Origin of the sequence: Anaeromassilibacillus senegalensis, from assembly GCF_001261775.1 — a bacterium.
Taxonomy (GTDB): Bacteria; Bacillota; Clostridia; order Oscillospirales; family Acutalibacteraceae; genus Anaeromassilibacillus; species Anaeromassilibacillus senegalensis.
Window position 1 is genome coordinate 1 of sequence record NZ_LN868532.1, and the last position, 924, is coordinate 924.

Genomic DNA, 924 nt, shown 5'->3' on the forward strand with positions numbered 1-924 from the left:
CGGGCCGGGGACCGCGCTGGGCGGCGTGCAATACCAGCTGGCCGGCGGCGCTCGCCGGATCCTCGCCCCCGGGCAGGCCGTTCCATTCGACACGCCCATTCAGGCAGACGGCGCGGAAATACCTTACGATGCCGGGACGGGCGCGTTTACGCTCCGCGCGGCGGGCCGTTACTATGTCTCCTGGTGGGTCTCCACGGACGGTTCCGAGAGCTCCACCGACCTGTGGTTTTCTTTGGACCTCAACGGGGCGGATCATTCCATCGGTGCGGCGCCCGTCGTCACGGGACAGATCAACGGCAGTTCGCTGGTGACGACAGAAACAGCGCCTTCCTTCCTCACCCTGCGCAACGCCACACAGACCGGCATTGCGCTCTGCGCCGCACCGGCACAGGCAAATATTGTGATTCTTCGAATCTCGTAAAGAGAGGATTTTCATTATGAGCAATACGGCGCTCCAACTGCAACTGACCGCGCCGGGAACCGTCGCCGACGCGGCCAACGTGGTCTTTAACACCATACTTTTCACCGCAGGCAATATCACGTACAACAGCACGACGGGCCTTGTCACCTTTTACGAACCCGGCCTGTACACCGCCAGCTGGTGGGTTTCCACGCAGACCTCCACCGCACCGGCGGAGCTATCGTTTGCCCTGTCCACCTCGTTTGGGGACAACATTCCCGGGACTTCCCCCGTCAAAACGGGCGAGCTTTCAGGCGTCGGCGTGATTAACGTCACGGCGAGCGGGACGACGCTTTCACTGGTGAACCGCACCGGCTACGATGTGGAAACCTCTTCCGGGGCGGTGGTCGCCTCCCTGATGATCGTCAGGAGCAATCCGTCGGCAACCGGGCCGACCGGGCCAACGGGCCCCACCGGCGCAAACGGCCTGAACGGACCGGCGGGTGCAACCGGGCCGACCGGCG

General features: G+C 64.0%; 2 pseudogenes. Both read left to right on the top strand.

The features are described from left to right. Window positions 1-421: pseudogene (locus BN2106_RS16330) on the top strand (hypothetical protein); the annotation flags it as partial. A gap of 16 nt (window positions 422-437) precedes the next feature. Continuing rightward, a pseudogene (locus BN2106_RS16870) lies at window positions 438-924 on the top strand (hypothetical protein); the annotation flags it as partial.